We start from the raw sequence: 259 nt of genomic DNA on the forward strand, positions 1-259 counted from the left end.
GTGCCACCGGCTTTGCGATGCTGTGTTCCAACTCGCCGCAGGAAGCGACCGATTTGGCGATGGTGTCGCACATCGCCACGCTGGAAAGCCGCGTGCCCTTCATGCACTTTTTCGACGGCTTTCGCACCTCGCACGAAGAAAATAAAGTCGAGCTTTTGACGCACGACGATATGCGCGAATTGCTGCCGATGAACCGCGTTTTCGAGCATCGCGCGCGCGGACTTTCGCCCGACCGTCCGGTGTTGCGCGGCACCTCGCA

At 60.2% G+C, this 259-nt stretch carries 1 protein-coding gene; it reads left to right on the plus strand.

Annotation, left to right across the window (positions count from 1 at the left end; all coding sequences use genetic code 11):
• The coding region (locus tag RYX56_RS23500; protein WP_317124275.1) for a hypothetical protein at positions 1-259 on the plus strand (259 nt) is incomplete at both ends.

Origin of the sequence: Alkalihalophilus lindianensis, assembly GCF_032843265.1 — a bacterium.
Lineage (GTDB): Bacteria > Bacillota > Bacilli > Bacillales > Bacillaceae_D > Alkalihalophilus > Alkalihalophilus lindianensis.